This window comes from Bacillus sp. z33 (genome assembly GCF_058313615.1).
The window spans coordinates 473,681-491,330 of record NZ_JBZFQN010000002.1 but is presented as its reverse complement, the minus strand read 5'-3'; the positions used below and the strand labels follow the sequence as shown (position 1 = coordinate 491,330).

General features: G+C 35.8%; 16 protein-coding genes. 4 read left to right on the top strand and 12 right to left on the bottom strand.

Annotated features, from left to right (window positions below):
• Positions 1 to 2 precede the first annotated feature (2 nt).
• Positions 3 to 1,268 (bottom strand): metallophosphoesterase family protein, encoded by a 1,266-nt coding sequence (locus AC4G3L_RS09435; protein WP_491076701.1) that lies wholly within the window; start codon positions 1,266 to 1,268, stop codon positions 3 to 5.
• A 248-nt stretch (positions 1,269 to 1,516) separates the two neighbouring features.
• Between AC4G3L_RS09435 and AC4G3L_RS09430 the strand changes: the two genes are divergently transcribed.
• Positions 1,517 to 2,158: a Bax inhibitor-1/YccA family protein gene (locus AC4G3L_RS09430; protein ID WP_491076700.1), complete on the top strand. Its 642-nt coding sequence runs from the start codon at positions 1,517 to 1,519 to the stop codon at positions 2,156 to 2,158.
• Positions 2,159 to 2,324: 166 nt separating this feature from the next.
• Positions 2,325 to 3,548 (top strand): MFS transporter, encoded by a 1,224-nt coding sequence (locus AC4G3L_RS09425; protein ID WP_491076699.1) that lies wholly within the window; start codon positions 2,325 to 2,327, stop codon positions 3,546 to 3,548.
• A gap of 265 nt (positions 3,549 to 3,813) precedes the next feature.
• Here the strand turns inward: AC4G3L_RS09425 and AC4G3L_RS09420 are convergent, their stop codons facing one another.
• The 6 genes from AC4G3L_RS09420 to ligD (AC4G3L_RS09395) all read right to left on the bottom strand — a co-directional run bounded on the left by AC4G3L_RS09420 (position 3,814) and on the right by ligD (AC4G3L_RS09395) (position 10,842).
• Entirely contained in the window at positions 3,814 to 5,352 is a 1,539-nt protein-coding gene (locus AC4G3L_RS09420) for a solute symporter family protein (RefSeq protein ID WP_491076698.1), read from the bottom strand.
• Positions 5,353 to 5,688, bottom strand: a complete 336-nt coding sequence (locus AC4G3L_RS09415; protein ID WP_491076697.1) for a DUF485 domain-containing protein — start codon at positions 5,686 to 5,688, stop codon at positions 5,353 to 5,355. It abuts the gene before it with no gap.
• A gap of 209 nt (positions 5,689 to 5,897) precedes the next feature.
• Positions 5,898 to 7,355, bottom strand: coding sequence for a murein hydrolase activator EnvC family protein (locus AC4G3L_RS09410; RefSeq protein WP_491076696.1), 1,458 nt, complete (start codon positions 7,353 to 7,355; stop codon positions 5,898 to 5,900).
• Between the two features lie 436 nt (positions 7,356 to 7,791).
• Positions 7,792 to 8,619 (bottom strand): non-homologous end joining protein Ku, encoded by an 828-nt coding sequence (ku, locus tag AC4G3L_RS09405; protein ID WP_491076695.1) that lies wholly within the window; start codon positions 8,617 to 8,619, stop codon positions 7,792 to 7,794.
• A gap of 79 nt (positions 8,620 to 8,698) precedes the next feature.
• Positions 8,699 to 9,904, bottom strand: coding sequence for a non-homologous end-joining DNA ligase (gene ligD / locus AC4G3L_RS09400; RefSeq protein WP_491076694.1), 1,206 nt, complete (start codon positions 9,902 to 9,904; stop codon positions 8,699 to 8,701).
• Positions 9,901 to 10,842, bottom strand: a complete 942-nt coding sequence (gene ligD, locus AC4G3L_RS09395; RefSeq protein WP_491076693.1) for a non-homologous end-joining DNA ligase — start codon at positions 10,840 to 10,842, stop codon at positions 9,901 to 9,903. Before ligD (AC4G3L_RS09395) ends, ligD (AC4G3L_RS09400) begins: the two co-directional genes overlap by 4 nt.
• Before the next feature lie 393 nt (positions 10,843 to 11,235).
• On the opposite strand from ligD (AC4G3L_RS09395), the gene AC4G3L_RS09390 reads away from it, so the two are divergent.
• Complete coding sequence (locus AC4G3L_RS09390) at positions 11,236 to 11,583, top strand: short-chain dehydrogenase (RefSeq protein ID WP_491076692.1); 348 nt, start codon at positions 11,236 to 11,238, stop codon at positions 11,581 to 11,583.
• Between the two features lie 230 nt (positions 11,584 to 11,813).
• On the opposite strand, the gene AC4G3L_RS09385 is transcribed toward AC4G3L_RS09390, so the two are convergent.
• A complete protein-coding gene (locus tag AC4G3L_RS09385; RefSeq protein ID WP_491076691.1) occupies positions 11,814 to 12,602 on the bottom strand; it encodes an SDR family oxidoreductase in 789 nt (262 codons plus the stop codon).
• Positions 12,603 to 12,816: 214 nt separating this feature from the next.
• Between AC4G3L_RS09385 and AC4G3L_RS09380 the strand changes: the two genes are divergently transcribed.
• Positions 12,817 to 13,857 carry an AI-2E family transporter gene (locus AC4G3L_RS09380; RefSeq protein ID WP_491076690.1) on the top strand — a complete coding sequence of 347 codons (1,041 nt, stop codon included), beginning with the start codon at positions 12,817 to 12,819 and terminating at the stop codon, positions 13,855 to 13,857.
• Positions 13,858 to 14,057: 200 nt separating this feature from the next.
• Here the strand turns inward: AC4G3L_RS09380 and AC4G3L_RS09375 are convergent, their stop codons facing one another.
• The 4 genes from AC4G3L_RS09375 to AC4G3L_RS09360 all read right to left on the bottom strand — a co-directional run bounded on the left by AC4G3L_RS09375 (position 14,058) and on the right by AC4G3L_RS09360 (position 17,414).
• Complete coding sequence (locus AC4G3L_RS09375; RefSeq protein WP_491076689.1) at positions 14,058 to 14,762, bottom strand: ABC transporter ATP-binding protein; 705 nt, start codon at positions 14,760 to 14,762, stop codon at positions 14,058 to 14,060.
• Complete coding sequence (locus tag AC4G3L_RS09370; protein WP_491076688.1) at positions 14,759 to 15,571, bottom strand: ABC transporter permease; 813 nt, start codon at positions 15,569 to 15,571, stop codon at positions 14,759 to 14,761. Before AC4G3L_RS09370 ends, AC4G3L_RS09375 begins: the two co-directional genes overlap by 4 nt.
• 74 nt (positions 15,572 to 15,645) lie before the next feature.
• Positions 15,646 to 16,140 carry a nitrous oxide reductase accessory protein NosL gene (locus AC4G3L_RS09365; protein ID WP_491076687.1) on the bottom strand — a complete coding sequence of 165 codons (495 nt, stop codon included), beginning with the start codon at positions 16,138 to 16,140 and terminating at the stop codon, positions 15,646 to 15,648.
• Entirely contained in the window at positions 16,137 to 17,414 is a 1,278-nt protein-coding gene (locus AC4G3L_RS09360; protein WP_491076686.1) for a right-handed parallel beta-helix repeat-containing protein, read from the bottom strand. Before AC4G3L_RS09360 ends, AC4G3L_RS09365 begins: the two co-directional genes overlap by 4 nt.
• Positions 17,415 to 17,650: the final 236 nt, after the last annotated feature.

Here is a 17,650-nt window from a genome sequence, read left to right as displayed (position 1 = left end):
CCTTATTTACCCCCTTCCATTTGTAGCTCAAGGCTCACCAGTTGTTTAACTTCCTCCAGCTTTTCTTCCAGCATGGAAACTGAATCAGGTACAACCATATTCTCTCCTCTTTTTAAATCGGTCGGCAATACGTTGGTAATCGCCGAAAACTCTTTTCTCACATCTTCGAGCAATTCATCCAGATCACTGGTCTCAAGCCAATTAAAAATGGAATTCGCTGGATTGTTTTCACCAGAGAAATGTTTGGACTCTACCGGTGGGGCCGTTTTATTCTTTATTTTCTCTATCCATATTTGTCCATGCCCAACAGCGAAAGCAGCGGACCTAATATCATTTAATACTCTTTCTTTATTTTTCAAAAGCTCCTGATATATAGAAGTATTGCCACTAACGGCTACTCTGGCTGCGAGCATTCTACCATCTGCATGATCTAAGTGTTTTTCCAGCTCCTCTTCAATTTTTTGAAGAAATTGATCGTAATCAGTTAGACGTGCAGCATCTATCTCAATGATCTCCCAGCGTAATACATCCAGTGATATATGATTTAATTCCTGTATGCGACCATCGCTAACTTTAATTAAGGAACATCCTTTTGGACCTGTCTCTTTACTGTGTCGGCTTTGAATATTTCCTGGAAAAAGAATGACTGGGTTTCTTTCACATAAAAATTCCCGTTTATGGATATGCCCTAGAGCCCAATAGTCATATTCTTTTCCCTTCATATCCTCTATGGAACATGGAGCATAGTTCTCATGACCTTCCCGACCGACAGCTGAAGTATGCAGGATCCCTATATTAAAATATCCACTCTCTTTCGGAGGATAGTTTTTGGTGAGGTTATCTTTAACTGCCCGGGTAGAAAAACTCTGTCCATGAAGGGCGACACCCAGCTCGTCAATAAAAATACTATTGCATTTTTTATCATCAAACACATATACATTATCAGGCAGTTTTATTTCTTTAGTTATGATACTTGCTGCGTCATGATTCCCTTTTATCATATAAACAGTGATATTATATTGTTTTAACCTAGCCATTTCATTAGCAAAAAAGAGACCTGTATTGTAATCCTTCCAATCCCCATCATACAAATCCCCTGCAATGATTATGAAATGGACCTCTTTTTCAATCGCTAAATCTATTAAATTTTTAAATGCATCTCTGGTGGCACTGCGCAATCTTTCGACAGGTGCTCCCTCATATCTTGATAATCCTTTTAAAGGACTGTCCAAATGAATATCTGCAGCATGTATAAATGAAAAATTCAAAAGTTCTCCCCCTTTCCCAGTTCTTCTAACCATAGAATAGCATAAAGCGGAATGCCCGGCAGTCAAATTTTCACACTACCAAACACTTACAAAGATGTTAACTTACCACACAAACAGAACGTTTGTTCTTATATTTAATTATATACAATCCGTTTCGATTTGTCTCTAGTAGATATATTTATATCAGATGAAACCTTTGATAAAGTATAACGTAAATAATAGTACTACAAAAAAAGAGAGGTAATTGGATGAATTCGTATACTGAAAGTAATAAATACCATATTCCTGCCGTTATAAGAACATTCGCTATATCTTTAGCCATTTCCTTAGTTGGATTTGTAGCCGGTAATTTTGTCCCTCCATCCTTGTTCTTACCACTGATGATCATTGAATTCGGCATGTTGCTTGCAGCATTTTTTGTGAGGCGGAGGAAACTTCTCTCATATAGTTTCTTATATGCGTTTACTTTTATATCAGGCATCACCTTATATCCTGTAATCTCAAACTATTTGGTAACAATAGGACCACAGCCCATTATCATGAGCTTAGCTGCTACAGTAGTTGTATTTGGCGGACTCTCCCTATATGCCGCAACAACAAAGCGGGATTTAACATTTTTAAGCGGATTTCTGTTAGCCGCATTGCTCGCCATCCTTGTTATTGGTATATTTAATATTTTTTCACCTTTATCCTCTACTGCTATGCTTGTCTATTCATTTATAGGGATACTCGTTTTCAGCGGGTATGTACTATATGATGTAAACCGTATGAAACAGTACGGAGTAGGTGAAGATGAAATCCCCTTAGCTGCACTCAATTTATATCTTGATTTTATTAACCTGTTCCTATTTATCCTGAGATTTATCGGGATCCTATCATCAGATGATTAACAATATGAAGCACTGTGAGCTATATTCACAGTGCTTTTATATTTAATATCCCACGATACTTGTCATATTTTCACATCACATTAGCTCATGCATTTGTACATAATTTCTTATCTTGTGTGGCAAAGTAATTGCACAGAACTGCTTAGAGAGATGAGGGAATTATTAAATGAGTTCACAAACGGATACCAATAAAATTAGTTTTTGGTGTTTGGCCAGTATAGCAGCAGTGCCACTAATAATGACATTAGGTAATTCAATGCTTATCCCTGTTCTACCTATTTTAGAAAAGAGAGTTGGAATCTCCTCTTTCCAATCCAGTTTGATTATTACAAGCTATTCCGTTGCCTCCATAATTTTAATACCGATTGCAGGCTATTTATCCGACCGTTTTGGGAGGAAAATGATCTTACTGCCTAGTTTAGTTTTAGCTTTTATCGGCGGGCTAGTATCAGGCTTTGCCTCTTGGAAAATGGAAAACCCATTTATGGTTATTATAATAGGACGGATTATTCAAGGAATAGGATCATCTGGTGCTTTTCCAATCATATTACCCTTAGTTGGCGATCTTTTTAAAGACGATGATAAAGCAAGCTCTGTTCTCGGAATTGTGGAAACATCCAATACCTTTGGAAAAGTTTTAAGCCCCATACTAGGAGCTGCATTAGCCATTTCTCTATGGTTTCTTCCTTTCTTTGCTATATCATTTCTTAGCTTGATAACCTTTTTTATGATTCTTTTTTGCATAAAAGTTCCGAAGCGAAAAGATGAGCCTCCCACTCTAAAAGAATTTTTACAAGGTACAAAGAAAATTTTTAAGAAGGAAGGAAAATGGTTATACAGTATATTTCTCACGGGTGCATTCGTTATGTTAGTTCTATTTGCCATTCAATTTTATTTATCTTCGACCCTTGAATCCAAATATGACATTCATAATATTAAAAAGGGATTTGTACTCGCTATCCCCTTATTTTTCTTATGTTTAGCTTCATTTATTACAGGAAAGAAAATAAAGGACAATATAAAATTGATGAAAATGCTCATCTTGGTTTCAATTATTATTAGTGCATTAACCATCACTTTCGCATCTTACTTTGATAACATATACTTACTTATTGGGATATTATCATTATTCGGTGCTGGACTCGGCACCATTTTGCCATCATTAGATGCAATCATTACTGAAAACATAGATAAGAACCAAAGAGGTACGATTACATCCTTTTATAGCTCAGCACGCTTTTTTGGAGTGGCAGCTGGTCCTCCACTCATGTCTTATTTTATGAAGCACAACGAAGCCTATCTTTTTTATAGCTTTGGTGCCCTATCATTAATTTTATTTTTTATCGTCCTTAAATTTATCAAAAGCGAAGAAAAAGAAAAAACAGCTTAAAAAAATATGTTCCTTAGCCACTACTGGCGAACAGGGACATATTTTTTAATGCAATAATTAAAAATACACATGAATTAAGTTAAATCAAGTCATGTTAGAGGTGAAATATCTCTTTAAAGCTGATTAAATTTTAAATATTTCTTGGGAAATATAGAAAAAATAAATGATAAGATAAAACAAAATCAGTGCTTACTTGCACTGATTTTGTTTATTACTGTCTATTGTCGTTATATCAGGAGTTCAAACACTTTTAATGGTCATACCATTATTGGGTAGTATCTAAACCCGTATTGGATTTTACCAAAATTTCATCATATTTCGCTTCTTCCTCTTTCTTACGAGATAATAAAGTACCAACATACCCAGCGAGGAAACCGAGCGGAATGGATACTAAACCTGGTGTTGTCAAGGGAAATAAAGGTTCACCAACTAATATGGCTTTTCCAGCTTCTGGACTGAACACATTGGGACTGATTAAGACAAGTCCAACGGAGGTGATCAACCCTACTACCATCGCACTGATTGCTCCAGTTGTATTAAATCTCTTCCAGTAAATTGTATAAATAATGACAGGTAGATTCGCACTGGCAGCCACGGCAAAGGCTAATGACACAAGAAAGGCGACATTTAAATTTTGTGCGACTAAAGCTAAAAGAATAGATAACACAGAGACACCAACAGAAGCATATCTTGCCATTTTCACCTGGTCTTTTTCTGTTGCTTTCCCTTTCTTCCATATTTCATTATAAAAATCATGAGCAAAAGCGGATGCCCCTGTTAATACGAGGCCGGCAACAACTGCCAATATCGTTGCAAATGCAACTGCTGAAATGAAAGCGAATAAAATATCTCCACCAAGTGCTTTCGCCAGTAATGGTGCTGCCATATTCCCTGCTGCATTTGCATTTACTATGTCAGTACTACCAACAAAGGCAGCTGCTCCAAATCCAAGAAAAATGGTCATGACATAGAAAATCCCAATAATCCAAGTGGCATATACAACTGAGCTTCTTGCTGTTTTAGCATCCTTTACTGTAAAGAATCGTACGAGAATATGCGGTAAACCAGCTGTTCCAAGAACAAGCCCCATTGTTAGAGATAATGTATCCAGCCCATCAGTATACTTTACTCCTGGATTAAGAAATGCTTCTTTTAAAGGAGTAGCCGTACTCATCTGTTCAAACATATTAGCAATATTAAAATCAAATTTCGCAAAAACGATCACTGAAATAATAAATGTTCCCGCCATCAGCAAAACAGCTTTTACAATTTGGACCCAGCTCGTAGCATGCATGCCTCCAAAAATAACGTATATGGTCATTAAAGCTCCAACAATTAAAACAGCCGTTGTATATTCCAAACCTAGCAGTAATTTAATTAAGGCACCAGCCCCTACCAGCTGAGCAATCATATAGAATATAGAAATGGACATCGTATTAAAAGCGGCAACACCCCGTATTTTTTTCGCATCAAACCTCGCCGCTAACATATCTGCCAACGTATACTTACCAAGGTTCCTTAATGGTTCGGCTACTAGATACAATACAACCAAATAGGCAACCAAAAAACCTATACTGTAAAAAAAGCCATCAAACCCAGTTAAAGCGACTGCACCGGCTATTCCTAAAAATGATGCTGCAGACATATAATCTCCTGCAATGGCCATGCCATTCTGCCAACCCGTCAGACCACCTCCGGCTGTGTAAAATTCATTCGCATTTTTGGTTTTTTTAGAAGCCCAATACGTAATAAACAATGTAACAAGTACAATACCGAGGAACATATAAAAAGCCGTATAGTTCATTTATTGTTTACCCCCTCTTTTCAACACCTCTTCACTTAATCGATCAAACCGAGCTGCTTTTTTGGAATAAATCATACATAATGCCCACGTCATAATAAATTGCGCAAAAGCAAATACCCATGCCCAGGTGATATGCCCATAAAATGAATGATTTAACACGGTTGAGTAAGAGGTCATTACAGGAAGCGCAAAATAAAAAATTAGGAAAAACAATGTAAAAGGTATGATGAATTTTTTCTTTTCTTTTAACAATTGTTGAAATTCAGGACTTTGAACAATGGCCGAGTAATTTCTATGATTCTTCTCTTCCTCCCTGGCTATCTTCGTTTCTTCCATCTTAATCCCCTCTCTTAAATTTAATTAAAACACATACAAAATATTCTAAATATTCTAAACAATAAAAGTATACTCTATTGTTATCCTTTGGTAAACAATATTTTGATTTATTTTATTTAAACACATGCTCTTGTCTCTCTAAAAAAGCAAAACTTAATTTCAGTCATTCCAAAAAAAACAGAGACCTAGATAGGCCTCTGTACTTTAATTTATAGATATTCAGAAGGATTCACAACATTTGATTTACTTGCATTCCAAGGTCCCTTATGGAGTTCAAAATGTAAATGCTGGCCTGTTGAACGTCCAGTACTTCCCATTAATCCAATTTGTTGACCTTTGCTCACAGTTTGTCCTGCACTTACCTTCACACTGTTATCTCTCATGTGTGCATAGACAGTTGTGTATTGTACTCCATCAATATAATGTGTAATAAATACTACATTTCCATAACTGGAAGATTTGTAAGATCTGGAGACCACACCGCTTGCAGAAGCAACGATTGGAACAGTACCAGGTGTTGCAATATCAACTCCTCCATGAGATTTTCCCCATCTTGGGCCATATCCGGAAGTATAATAACCTGCAGATGGCTTCATGAATAAACCGGATGAGCTACTAGGAGCAGGTGCACTGGATTCTTTTACAGCAGATCTTTGAACTGGTGCACTTTTTACTGGCGCACTTTTTACTGGTGCACTTTTTACTGGCGCACTTTTTACTGGTGCACTTTTTACTGGTGTACTCGATGAAGAAGATTGTTTACTTTCTACTTGAGCATTTTTAGCTTCTTGAGCTTCTTTTCTAGCTTCTTCTTCTTTTTGCTTGGCAAATTCAGCCTGGCGTTTTTTCTCTGCAGCAGCAGCGGCTATCTTTTCTCTAACGATTTCAGCTTGACGTTCTTTTTCCTGTTCAATCGCTTTCTGCAAAGCAGTTTCTTGGCCTGCTAAGATAGAAGATTCTTCTTCCATGCTTAATTTATGTTCTTCCAAGTGTTTCTCTTCTTCTTTAAGTTTTTTCATCAGATTATTTTTTTCTTTTTTCTGATTCTCTTGTTTTACCTTCAAATCAGTTAGTTCTTTTTTCATTGTTTCCAAGCTTTGAAGTTTATCTTCTACTTCTTGCTTTTTATTCTCTAATTCTTTTTTATCTTTTTCTTGCTCTGCAATTAATTCATTATCAGCTTCCATGATTGTACTGACCGCATTAACCCGTTCAACAAAATCACCAAAGTCGCTTGAGCCCACTACTACTTCCAGATAATTCATCTTTCCGCCTGTAACTTGATAGGATCTTGCACGTTCTTTTAATAACTCTGTTCTTGCTTCAATCTTCTTTTCAAGTTCTATGATATCTTTTTTTAATTGTTCGATATCCTTTAATGTATTGCTAATTTTAGTATTGTTATCATTTATTTTGGAATTCGTTTCAGTAATCTCTGATTCTAACTTTTGAAGCTGATTGGTTAAATCAGTTTGTTTATCAACTACATGATTTATAGATTCATCTGTTTTAATGATATCTTGATTTACCTTTGCTTTTTCATTTTTAATCTGATTCTCTTTTCCCTCTAATTCAGATAAGGAAGCGGCAGTAGCATAGCCTCCGGATAATAATGAACTAGCTCCAACCACTAGAGCGATGTTAAATGCAATTATTGACTTCTTCAAGCAATGATCCCCTTTCAATGTCTCTACATGATAGACTTCGTATCTTGCCTCTATATATAAGTGATATAATTTTAAAAGAATATTTACCAACCAATCCATTCTTTGGTACTGCCTTATTATATCAGTCTGATATAATATTTCTACCATTTAAACATTACATTTATATTTCGACAAATCTTGCATTTGTAATAAATTTAATAAACGATGTTTTCTTAGTTCTTTAGACATGTATTTCTCTTTATTTCAATCTACTGAATGATATATACAAATCTTTTGAACCGGTACTAAAAACCCACCTTATAAAAACCTTCTTAAATTCGACAAAAAGTTTATATATTCTGATTATTAATAAGTACAATAAAAAAAGCCGATTCTTCATAATAGAAACGGCTTCTAATTAGTTAATCAACGCTTGCTTTTGAAAGCAAGAGTGATATTATGAAGTTTCTTTCTTTCTTCGCGGTGCTCTTTTTTTCGCTGGTTTTGCTGCAGATTTGGTTTGGTCAATGGAAGCCTGCAGCGCGGCCATCAAATCTACTACATTGGATGTCGCTTTTTTGCCTGCAGCAGGAGTGACTGTTTGTGACTGTTTTTTCTTTTCTATTAATTCCAGTAAAGCTGTTCTATACTCGTCATGATATTTTGAAGGATCAAACGTAGTTGTTAACTGATCAATCAATAAAATCGCTGTGTCCAATTCCTTCTGGACAATTTCTTCAACAGCTGGAATATTGGGTACATCCGCAGCCTTTCTTACTTCATCTGGAAAGTGAATGGTTTCCATCAATAAAGTATTTCCTAAGATCCGTACTACAGCAAGTGATTCCTTCGCGCGGATTGTAATTTTCGCAAGACCAACCTTGCCTGAGGTTTCCAACGCTTTTCTCAGCAAGGAATACGCCTTAGTGCCACCCTCGTTTGGTGACATATAATAGCTCTTTTCAAAGTAAATAGGATCAATTTCTTCTATTTTAACAAAATCTATGATTTCAACTGCCTTATCCTCTTGCTCTTTCTTCAGCTTTTCCAGCTCTTCTTCATCCAGAACAACATATTTCCCTTTTACGTACTCATAAGCTTTGACTATATCCTCTTGCTCCACCTCTTCCCCGCAAACCGAGCATACTTTTGAATATTTTATAGGTGCATGACATTTATTATGTAACGTTCGCAATGGTATATCTTTATTTTCGGTAGCAGCATGGAGCTTTATCGGGATACTAACGAGTCCAAAACTAATGGTTCCCTTCCAAATTGTATGCATAAATACACCTTCCTTTTAGAATATCTTAACCAAAATCATAAATCATTAGTCTTATACTGATCTTTGTCAGATTAGATCTTTAATTTTGCTTTTCTTTTATAAAGTTTATAATTTTTTTCATTTGATTCGATTGATCCATGGCAAAGTAACTGTCAAATGGATTTATCCCTTCAGAAACCCGCTTCTTAACGATATTCATAGAATATTGTTCTGTTTTCAACCCTGTCTTTATTTCTTCCCAAAACAATGGCGCTGCAATACAGGGGTTTTGTGTCTCTCTCGGTGAATACGGACAGATGATCGTCTTGTCTTTATCATGCTGGATATAGTCGATATAAAGCCGGTTTCCTCTATTTTTTTTCAATCGTTCCGTTGTAAAATCATCAGGAAATTGATTAACCAGAAAGTTGGCGATGAATTCAGTGAATAATCGTGTTTCAGGATAGCTGATTGTCCCTTCGATCAATGGAATATGGATTTGGATTCCTTTTCGTCCTGACAATTTCACATAAGCAGTTAATTGAAATTGATCGAGAATTTTCTTCATTTCCAGTGCTGCTTTTACGGCTAGCTGTAAATCACCTAATTGAGGCGGATCAAGATCAAAAACAATTTCTGCAGGATTTTGTTTCTCCAGTTCATTGAATGGAATATGAAATTCAATTGCCGCCTGGTTCCCGAGCCACAAAAGAGTTTCGATATTATTACACACGGTATAGTTAATATCATGATTTATAGCTGTTTCCACAAACCTCGGTGCATAATCCGGAGTTGATTTTTGATAAAATCCTTCTGAACCCACACCTTCTGGATACCTTTTAACCGTTAAGAATCTATCCTTTAAAAAGGGGAGCATGAAGTCAGATATGGAAAGAAGATAGTCTATATATACCTCTTTTGTTACTGATTGTTCTGTCCAAATCAATTTCCCTGGATTCGTAATGGTTACCTTCTCAAATTGGGACAACGCCAATTTAGTCCATGTACAAGTTGTCCACTTCTCGTTCACGGCTAAATTTACATAGACAGGTGATACTAATTTAAATTTGGTAATGGCTTTGTATTTGATTTGTATACAAATCCCAGGCGGTACTTTATAGATTCCTTTTTGATGTTCGGTACCTGTTTGTTGCAAAATGGTTAGGATCGCTTGTCGCTCTTCCTCCGTAAATCCTTCTTTTACTTTCCCCAATTCAATAATTTCATCCATATAGAGGACAGCCACCGTACAAACTTTTTTGACGCTATCATATTCAGTTAAAAAACAAAGTCCTTTATACCTCATAGGTCAAGCTCCATTAAGCATTTTTCTGGATCATGTTCAACAAATGATTCCAATAAAGGCTGCCTTAATGTCATTGATTCGGTCCATTCCAGATAGGTGACTTTGACCGTATAAATAGGCTGTACCCATTGATACTTCTTGGCTTGGTCCAATTTTGTACTAAAAGGATTTTGGGACTGGGAGGCTTTCTCCATAAATTGTTGAATTACCTTCCATCCCTCTTGTGTATAGTATCCTTTCCCTGCACGGCCGATATAGTGAAGTTTTCCTGAAGAGTCATATAACCCTAATGCCAAAGATTGCAATTCGCTCCCCTTTAACAAATAACCACCTACAACAGCGATGAGGTCTTTATAAAACTTAATCTTTTGCCACCGTCCATCTTTTCCATTCAAACTATATGGTTTATGCAAATCTTTAGCAATAATTCCCTCCAGATTTTGTTCCATGATAGCTTTATACAAGGTATCTCCATCCCGAAAATTTTCAACAACTTGTACATATTCTGTAGGCATGATAATAGACGATAACAACCTTTGACGTTCTTCAAGCTCCTCTTCGATGACCCATTTACCATCCAAATATAAAATATCGAATATCATGTATATAATAGGTCTTTCCTTTATTGCATCCATAATATAAGGGGAACGATTCATTCTATCCCGCTTCATAACTTCATGAAACGAGGGTTTCCCGTTATGCAAAGCAATAATTTCCCCATCAAGAATTACTGAAGATGCGGAACAAAAGGTATCCAGATCAGTCAATTCCGGATACTGCTTTGTTCGATTATTTAAATTTCGATTGATCAATTCTACCTTATTATCCATTTTATAGACCAGCATACGGACGCCATCCCACTTAACTTGGAATATCCATTCCTCACCTTTTGGGATCACTTCAGCAGAAATCGGCTCAAAGGGTTTTACTGGATCCATATCTATCTCCTTCCGTCTAATATGAATTTCATTCGATTATACAGTATGAGGAAAATTATACAGAATATATTGGTGTAACTATGGATAATGCTTCTGGCACTATTCTCGCTAAGAAATCAAAACAATATACCTATTTCTATTTTTTCTTTCATAAATATGGATAATTTATCTTGAAGAGAGTATTTTTATTGAATAGTATGAGGAGGAAGATGTTTGAAGTAAGTTTGAGTTGACGTAATAAGAAAAACAAAGTCTTTATCTTACAAGTCCATACCTAAATCTATTTCAAACAATGATTTAAACCTTATATCATAATAAAGATATCCTCAGCAAATAGTAAAAATCGCATCAGTTTCCAATTATGCTATTTGTATCAGTGAAAGGAACACAATTATGGCTTGCGTACACCAATTTGGAATTCTTGATTATTTTGATGACCAAAAGAAATACAATGATTACACCCCCCACACCTACAATTGCATTTCTGTAGATGACGATATAATCAATTCGTTAAGTAGAGATCTATCAACTATGAAAACATACTATCATTCATTCAATCGCGCTGAATGGGGATTAGCTTATTATGGAATAACAATTATTCCACCTGAATCTTTAGCCTTATTTTATGATGTTGTTGTATCATCTCGTGATTTCAAGTGTTCCAAAGAACTAAGTAGACTGGCTTCAAAAATTATGAAAGCAGCGGAAGAAAAGAAATATATGATTCATTACGGAGTTTAAATCCCTCTTTATTCATCTTTAAAAGAGAAGTATTTTTGCTTAATTAAAAGGCAGCCAAAGTTTTGGCTGCCTTCATTATTATAAATTAATTCCATACTAACTCTTTCAAACTATCTTCACCGTTCCAATAAGTTTCGTATGTAACCAAAAATCGATCTACTATTTAGCAGACCCCTATCTCGTGTTACTTACCTGCATAATATAGAGGATGCTTCTGAATACAGAATTATTTACAATAACGATTCTGTACCATCTACATATATTTCAGTACCGGATATGTGGCTTGATTCATCAGATGCGAGGAAATATACCAAATTAGCTACCTGTTCCGCAGATCCTGGTCCATCTGCCAATGGCTGCATTCCTTCTGGATACTCGATTGGTATTTCGATTTCCTTTAAACTTTCAGATTTAGTCGTGCTGTTATCGATATTCGTTTCTATAGCACCCGGACAGATTGCGTTAACACGGATTTTATATCTGGCCAACTCAAGTGCTGCCATTTTCATAAATCCAATTTGGCCTGCTTTTGATGTACTATAGGCTGCCATTCCAAACCCGGAGTACCTTCTGTTACCATTAATGGAGCTTGTAATAATAATACTTCCTCCATCTGTTTTCATATGTGGAATGCAGTATTTCACAAATAGGAATGTGCTTCTGAGATTTGTTTCAATTACTTCATCCCACTCCGCAACCTCAAATTCTTCAATAGAAGACCATGTGCCGTTTATACCAGCGTTACTGAACAGAATATCAAGCCTTTCCCACTTATTCATAACCGCAGAAATACCTTCACGAATCTGGGCTTCATCACGGATATCAACCTGATAAACACAGGCTTCTCCTCCGACATTCACAATCTCTTCTTTAACTTTTTCTGCATTTTCAACATTTATATCCATAATACATACACGAATATCATTTTTAGCAAATTTCTTAGCTGCGGCTGCTCCTATTCCAGAACCTCCACCAGTAACGATTGCGACTTTTTTCTTTGATTTTTCTGACAAAGTCATACGTTTCACATCTCCCATGATTCATTTCTACTTATTTATCCATTTCGCATAAGAATGAAACGTACACTCGTCAGTTAATGTGTATATTCCTAGGTAAATTTCCTATTTTGTCTAATTTATTTTAAGTTTTTTACCAAAACCTCTTATAAACATTATATCTAACAGATATAATTGAGATATCAAGCGTGATGCCGAAAGGAGAAACAACAGGTTTATGTTTTCACTCAACCAGTTTATCAAAAGCAGAGGATTCATTCGTTTTCTTACTATCTTATTTTTAATAGGTATCTTTTATGCTCTAAGAGGAATGATGAACTTAGTTTTGTTCACCTTTATTTTTATTTTTTTAATGGGCGGACTTGAAAGAATCATTTCCTCTATCATTTCCAAATTCAGTCCAATTCAAATCAAACCTCAAATTATCATTACCCTGCTATATACAATCATAATTTCCGCTTTGGTTATGATCGTTTATAAATATATACCTATCATTACCCTGCAAATAACCGAACTTGTAAAAGTGATAACTGATTTTTATAAGCATCCGCCGGATAATACAGCAATTGATATCGTGATCAGCGCCATGCAACAATTTATATCACCTTCTGAGATCGAAGCAAATGCGGTTGCTGTATACAGTTACATAGCAAATATCGGTAAAATAAGTCTGCAGCTATTTTTGGCCCTGCTGTTGAGCCTGTTTTTTCTCTTAGAAAAAGATAAAATTAAACGATTTAGCCGTTCATTTAAAAGAAGCAAACTGGGCTTGCTTTTCACTGAATTAGAATATCTGGGTACTGTCTTTGTGAACTCATTTGGTAAAGTCATCGAAGTTCAATTTTTAATTGCATTTGTAAATGCCGGTTTATCGACTATAATTCTCTATTTCTTAGGTTTCCCACAGCTATTGGGACTTGCCATTATGATATTTTTATTGGGTCTTATACCTGTAGCCGGGGTCATTATTTCTTTGATTCCCTTATGTACAATTGCCTATAATATAGGCGGAGGCATGCATGTTTTATATGTAGTTATCTTGATAGCGATTATCCATGGTTTGGAAAGCTATGTTTTAAACCCGAAATTTATGTCTGCCAAAACTCATTTACCTACCTTCTTCACATTCTTGGTCCTGGTATTTGGAGAACATTTCTTAGGGATTTGGGGACTAATTCTTGGGATTCCTATTTTCATCTTTGTCTTAAATATGCTTGAAGTTCCAGAAACTGAAGTAGTTGAAACGAAGAAAATTTAACCAGAAATAAATTCTCTTTTCAAAAGGCATCAGACCTGTATTAAAACGGTCTGATGCCTTTTAATTTTGTCTTATTTGTGAGCAGTTCAGATCATTATTTTTGCACTCTTATTTAATAGGAAGACCACTGGTAAAATATAAGAAAAATATCCAATTATATTCACCAAGAGTACTGTTCGTTTTTTTTCCTTTTCCTAATTTCAAACCCTTTGTCTGTATAACGTCAATAATTTCTTTGTAAATTCATCTATATTTGAAAAATCATTTTCTAGTGTTTTAGCAAGCTGTCCTTTTTCTATAAATAAAACCTGGTCAGCAATCTCTGCAGCAACGTCCATCATATGGGTAGAAAATATCGTAATGGTACCTGATGCTTTTAGCTTTTTAATGCTAGCAATAAATTCATTAATCCAATATGGATCGAGCCCATTGGTCGGTTCGTCCATAATTAACAGTTGGGGTTCATTTAAAATAGATTGTCCTAATAACAGTCTTTGCCGCATTCCTTTTGATAAATTTTTTACAAGTTCTTTCCGTTTGTCACTTAATCCCAAATTCTCAATTACATCTCTAACTCTGGCATCAGATACCTCTCGAATTTTAGCATAAAAAGACAGAAACTCTTCAACATTCATTTCTCCCTGCGCATAAAATTCATCTGGCATATAACCAATCCGTGATACATACTCCTTATTTTGCTCTACCATATGAACCTCATCTAGAATAACTGAACCAGATGATGGCGAAGAAATACTCGCCAAAATATTCAGAATCGTACTTTTACCTGCTCCATTCCCGCCGCATAAGGCAATGCATTGCCCTTCCTGTACAGATAAAGAAAATGGGTGCAGCGCTGTTTTCGTTTTATAATGTTTTGAAATATCAGTCACATCCAACTTTGTCATTGTGCTCTTCTCCTTTTCAAGAACCAAATAGAAATAAAACCGAGCGCAGCGATATACACAAAGGCATATAGAAAGAGCACTCCCCATACAATCCCTTCATTAAATAACGGAACCAGTCCATCATAGGATTGACCAAAGATTGATCCTCCGTCCAGCCTGATTACCAGGAAAAAGCGCAGAAACTCTGCCGGATTAACGATCATCGCTATTTTCATGATGGGACCAATCATCTCATAAGGTAAAGCTCCTAAAATAGCCATTAAGGTAGTCGGCCAGATCATGATCAGAAAAAACCACAGTGCAACAGATAAAGTAAGTGCCTGCCATCTCGTGCTTACAAGAGATCCTATGAATAGACCAAGTGTCAAAAAAAATAAGATTAACAGCATGCTAAATAAATATAAAACAAGCATCCATGTTAATGAAATATCAATCCCCGTCAGTAAACCAATGATCATACTAAGCCAGTACGCAAGTGAAAAGCAAACTGCCTGTGCAGTAAATTGGCCTCCAAGTTTCCCGAAAAAATAAGATACGCTGTCTAATGGATATGTACATAATAATCTCCACTGACCATTTTCCATTTCGTTGGCTATTGAAAATGAACCAAAAATCAACATAAACAGTGGCAATATATATAACATAATATTAACTACTGTACCGGTAATATTTGTATACCCTGAGATCGCTCCATTTGTGCGTTCTAAAGCAAGCAATAAAGAAATGACAACAATCCAGAGAATAGCAATCGAATAATAGGAACGGCCGCGCGCGGTCATTCTCCATTCAGAGCTCCATATGTTCCACATTTTCCTTCCCTCCTATATTGATATCTACATAAAAGGCAACCATGTTGGTTGCCCGTTTTACTTTACATTTCACTTTATCCATGACTCTCTGTTTTTTCATGATTCATCTCTTTATGCTGTTTCCATTCATGTTTTTGCAAATCATCATAGGATAATAAATCTGCTCCTGATTCTTTTGCAAACTCTTCAGCACTAGATTGATCTTCAAAAGAAATAACATGATAAGACATTGGTGTTTTGATATCATCGCCATATACGAAATAAGAATCTTTCACATCTATCCATTCTTTGGAATGATAGTCACGTACAAAGGTCTTTTCGATTTCCTTATCTTCATTTTCATCTGTCCAATTAAACATACAGCCAATGTCGTCAAACACCATCGTTTTTCCATTAGTCAGGATAATTTCTGTTGCATGTTGATTATCCGCAACAGACATATTGCAATTCGCACAAGTATCGTTCTTTGGATCAATTTCTACAGGTTTAGCTTCATCTTTACTGCATGCAGACAAAAGCATGAGCGCCCCTATACCAACTAACGCTGTTTTCCATAATGGTCTTTTCATCCTTTTTTCCTCCCTTTGATAAACAAATATAAACTGCAAATGAATAACAATCCGCTGACAAGCCACACGATTAGATCAGCTTGATTCTTTTGTTTATTTGATTGGATGGGCTCCATTAAAGGTGCCGAATCCGTTAATAACCCATCATCTGTGCTTTTCAGCATTTTTTGCAGAATCGTCATTCCCGGAGCCTGAAAAAAAAGTTGATAATCGGGAACTTCCTCTGTTAAAGCCAAAAAATAGGGATCTGCCGTGTAGATTAGTTCACTTCTTCCATCACCATCAGAATCTATCCTTGAAGATGCATCCCAGTAGTTTGCATCCACTTGATTCCTTTCACTATTGATGGCTTGAGCATCATTCACATTTCCGAGAAAATCATTGTGATAGATTAGATTATCCTCTGAATCTTTAAACTGCACGCCTACAAAATTGGATTGCAAATTGTTTTCTTTTACGGAATTGGAACTTGAGTTTTCTATAAATATACCGATTCGATTATTTTGAATCTCATTTTCTTCAACCACTACATTTCCTGAATCATAAAGTAATAATCCTTGAGAGTTCACATTTTCATTATTTTCAGCGAATGTATTCTTACGGACAATCGCCTCTTCTGCCCCCATGATCATTGCTCCGGTATAATTATTGACGGACTCATTTCCTTCAAGCAAACAGGAATTTGAATACATCAAATGCACGCCATAATGGGCAGCGCGTATATCATTTTGTTCAAATGTATTATGATGACTGTATTCCACGTAAAACCCATCCTGAACATTTTCAATTGAATTATTACTGAACGTGTTATGACTCGACTCCCATAAATTTACAGCATGACCTTCAGATGTCCCAGTAAATGAACTTTCTTTAACCAATACTTGATTTGCTTCATCCAGCTTAATACCAGTTCCAACAGACCTTATCGTTAAACCGTTTAGTTCATGGTGGTTTCCAGATAGTACAATGGCAGCTTCATCTAGCGGTAAGCTGTTTGCTTTAATTTCAATATTTTTTATCTGGACCTTTTCACCTGCAATTGTTATAAAGGATTGCTCACCCGTATATGTCAAAATGGTATTCTCTGTTCCTTTAATCGTGATCGGCTTGTTAATTGTAATTGGCTCTTCATAAGAACCACTTTTAACAATTAAGGTTCCCCCAGCGGGTGTTTGGTCGATCTGCTGTTGAAGAGTAGAGTCTGCCAAAATACTCGGATTATGAATAATCCATAACACGATAAGTAATAAAACAATGCGTAAACCCTTCCTCATAAGACCACCCTTTTATCAATCATCATGTATTCAACCTAGTATAGTTGATGAATAATAACATGGATTTTATTTATATAATTATTTTACTTGAATAACAATTCTGAATTCCAGCAAAAAGGTACAACTATTTTTTCAAATAACTTAAAAGTCTGTTTTATAGGATTTTTTATGAGTGGAAATTTGATAGATCATAGATGGAGAGAAGAAACTTAGAAGGATGATGGAAGAGGGAGAAA